The organism is Pseudomonas sp. GW456-E7 (assembly GCF_059424105.1).
In genome coordinates this window covers 1-3,733 of record NZ_JBWKZB010000108.1, presented here as the reverse complement: position 1 = coordinate 3,733, position 3,733 = coordinate 1, and the positions used below count along the sequence as shown (strand labels likewise).

Below are 3,733 nucleotides of genomic sequence, written 5' to 3'. Positions count from 1 at the left end.
GCCGCGTTCGGCGGGTACAAGAAGTCCGGCGTCGGCCGTGAAACCCACAAGATGATGCTTGATCACTATCAGCAGACGAAAAACCTGCTGGTGAGCTACGACATCAATCCGTTGGGCTTCTTCTAAGCAGCGGGGCGATGCACTTAACACTGCATCGCCCTTTCTACCGCCTTCGCGAGCAGGCTCGCTCCCACAGTGGATCCGGGCTGGCTCCTCAATAGTGATTTCACCCCATAACCCTGTGGGAGCGAGCCTGCTCGCGAAGGCGTCCTCACTGACCTGAGACTTTTCTGTTCCCCTTGATCGCCCCTTTGGAGCCCTCGATGAAAATCCGTTACAAGGTGAGCCTTGTGGCTGCTTGTGTGCTGTTGGTGACCACCAGTCTTCTATCGCTGGTTCAGGTAGAGCAGATCCGTAGCATTTTGCGTCACCAGGTCGAGGCGAGCATTGCCGAATCGAGCAATGCGGTGGCACGTCAGATCGAGAACTGGCTGAACGGCAAGCTTCATTTGATGGACCTGGCCTCCCAGGCGATCGATCGCCAGTACAGTGTGCAAACGACCCAACGGATCATCGATTCGCCCATTCTCAAAGACGAATTCAAGCTGGTGTTCGGCGCCCTCGAGGCTGATGGAAAGCCCATCAAGAATACGGCGGCGTGGAATCCGAAACCCGACTATGACGGTCGCACCCGCCCATGGTACGCGACGGGAAAGACCGGCAGCCAAGCCGTCCTGACCGAACCCTACAAGGACTCCACCACGGGTGAAATCCTGATCTCGGCCGTCGCCCGGATCAGCGACGCGGGACAGTTGCTCGGGGTGTTTGGCGGTGACATCCGCCTGACCACGGTGGCCGATGCGATCAATACCCTGGATTTCGGCGGGGCCGGTTATGCGTTCCTGCTCAGTAAAAGCGGCAACATCATTTCTCACCCGGATGCCGAACTGAACGGCAAGCCCTACAGTCAGCTCTTTGCCGGGAGCGCCCTGCCCCTCGACGGTCAGCTTCAAGAGGTGCGCAGCGATGGGAAGTCGCTCATGGTGTCCTTCATTCCCCTCTCCGATCTCAAGGGGATGGATTGGTACATCGGCGTGGTCCTGGACCAGGACATCGTCATGGCGGCAGCCCATACCCTGAGTTGGCGAGCGGTGATCGGTACCGGCCTGGGCGTGCTGCTCAGCCTGTTGGTGTTGGGCCTGCTGGTCAGGCGACTGCTGCGGCCGCTGGAACAACTGAAAGACTCGCTGGCCGACATCAATCGCGGTGAAGGCGACCTGACTCGCCAGCTGCCCGTGGTCGGCAATGATGAAATTGCCCTGGTCGCCGGGGAGTTCAACCAGTTCCTGCACAACCTCAAGGCGCTCATCGGCGACGTGAAAAACAGCTCGCAACAGGTCCGCGAGAGCACCACCGCAACCTCAAACGAAGCGGATCAGGCCGCCAACCGCGTACAGGTGCAATTGCAGGAGCTGGATCAACTGGCCACCGCCATGACCGAGATGGCCTCGACCGCCGAAGATGTCGCGCGCAACGCGCAAACCGCTGCCGAAGCAGCCATTGCCGCTAACGAAGAAACCGCCGACGGCGTCGCTCTGGTTTCCCGGTCTACCGGGGCCATCAAGCGCTTGGCCGAGGAGATGGACGCCACCGGTCATGCGATCAATGACTTGTCCACCCTCAGTCAAAGCATTGAATCCATTGTGGCGGTCATCACCAGCATCGCTGACCAGACCAATCTGCTCGCCCTCAATGCCGCCATCGAAGCAGCCCGCGCCGGCGAATCGGGACGCGGGTTTGCGGTCGTGGCCGATGAGGTGCGCTCCCTGGCCTCGCGCACCCAGCAATCCACCCAGGAAATACGCGAGATGATCGACCAGCTGCAGACCGGGGTAAAACATGCCCAGGCACGCATGCAGCAGAGCCGCGACACAGCCAGCAAAACGGCCGGGGATGCCAACGCCGCCAATGACACCCTCGAACGCATACGCGAGGCCATTTACCGCATCAATGACATGAACCTGCAGATTGCCGCGGCGGCTGAAGAACAAAGCGCCACGACCGAAGAAATCAACCGCAACACCACCAATATCCGCGACATCAGTCTTGAAGTCTCCGGCAGCGCGGACAAACAGGCTCGCCAATGCTCAGCCATGGTGGAGCACGTCGCCCAGCAAGACAAACTACTGAGTCGCTTCCGGATTTGAATGTTGCATTTGCCCGAATGCTTGAGCTGCAAACCCGTAACAGATCACAAAAACAACTATTCCACCGAGGTAAGAAAGATGAGTGCGGCTTCCCTGTATCCCGTTCGTCCCGAGGTTCTGGCCAACACCCTGACCGACGAGGCGACCTACAAGGCCATGTACCAGCAGTCGGTCGTCAACCCGGACGGCTTCTGGCGCGAGCAAGCCAAGCGCCTCGACTGGATCAAGCCGTTCACCACGGTGAAGCAGACCTCCTTCGACGATCACCATGTCGACATCAAGTGGTTCGCCGACGGCACCCTGAACGTGTCCTACAACTGCCTGGACCGTCATCTGGCCGAACGCGGCGATCAGGTCGCGATCATCTGGGAGGGCGATGACCCTGCCGAAAGCCGCAACATCACTTACCGCGAGCTGCACGAGCAAGTGTGCAAGTTCGCCAACGCCCTGCGCGGCCAGGACGTGCACCGCGGCGACGTGGTGACCATCTACATGCCGATGATCCCCGAAGCCGTGGTCGCCATGCTGGCCTGTACCCGGATCGGCGCGATCCACTCGGTGGTGTTCGGCGGCTTCTCGCCGGAAGCCCTGGCCGGTCGCATCATCGACTGCCGCTCGAAGGTGGTGATCACCGCCGACGAAGGCATTCGTGCCGGCAAGAAGATCCCGCTCAAGGCCAACGTCGACGACGCCCTGACCAACCCGGAAACCAGCAGCATCCAGAAGGTCATCGTGTGCAAGCGCACCGGTGGCCAGATCAAGTGGAACCAGCATCGCGACATCTGGTTCGAGGACCTGATGAAAGTGGCCGGCACCGTGTGTGCGCCGAAAGAGATGGGCGCCGAAGAGGCGCTGTTCATCCTCTACACCTCGGGCTCCACCGGCAAGCCCAAGGGCGTGCAGCACACCACCGGCGGCTACCTGTTGTACGCGGCCATGACCCACGAGCGCGTGTTCGACTACCGTCCGGGCGAGATCTACTGGTGCACCGCCGACGTCGGCTGGGTCACCGGCCACAGCTACATCGTCTACGGCCCGCTGGCCAACGGCGCCACCACCCTGCTGTTCGAAGGTGTGCCGAATTACCCGGACATCACCCGGGTGGCGAAGATCGTCGACAAGCACCAGGTCAACATCCTTTACACGGCGCCGACCGCGATCCGCGCCATGATGGCCTCGGGCACCGCCGCCGTTGAAGGCGCCGATGGCAGCAGCCTGCGCTTGTTGGGTTCGGTGGGCGAGCCGATCAACCCGGAAGCCTGGGACTGGTACTACAAGAACGTCGGCAAGTCCCGTTGCCCGATCGTCGATACCTGGTGGCAGACCGAAACCGGCGGCAACATGATGAGCCCGCTGCCGGGCGCCCATGCCCTCAAGCCAGGCTCGGCGGCGCGTCCGTTCTTCGGCGTGGTGCCGGCCCTGGTGGACAACCTGGGCAACATCATCGAGGGCGAGGCCGAGGGCAACCTGGTGATTCTCGATTCGTGGCCGGGCCAGGCGCGTACGCTGTATGGCGATCACGACCG

At 61.4% G+C, this 3,733-nt stretch carries 3 protein-coding genes and 1 pseudogene; all 4 read left to right on the top strand.

Going from position 1 to position 3,733, the window contains the following annotated elements; genetic code table 11:
• A partial coding sequence (locus tag AC07YV_RS29780; protein WP_003137649.1) for an aldehyde dehydrogenase family protein occupies window positions 1-126 on the top strand: 126 nt, incomplete at its 5' end.
• Window positions 127-323: 197 nt separating this feature from the next.
• A pseudogene (locus AC07YV_RS29775) lies at window positions 324-1,349 on the top strand (HAMP domain-containing protein); the annotation flags it as partial.
• Window positions 1,350-1,493: 144 nt separating this feature from the next.
• Window positions 1,494-2,207, top strand: a complete 714-nt coding sequence (locus AC07YV_RS29770) for a methyl-accepting chemotaxis protein (protein WP_494990399.1) — start codon at window positions 1,494-1,496, stop codon at window positions 2,205-2,207.
• Between the two features lie 78 nt (window positions 2,208-2,285).
• The coding region (gene acs, locus AC07YV_RS29765; RefSeq protein WP_494990398.1) for an acetate--CoA ligase at window positions 2,286-3,733 on the top strand (1,448 nt) is incomplete at its 3' end.

What these genes read in the sequence shown, in the direction of transcription:
- AC07YV_RS29770 (WP_494990399.1), top strand. Translation starts at nt 1,494, where the DNA reads ATGACCGAGATGGCCTCGACCGCCGAAGATGTCGCGCGCAACGCGCAA.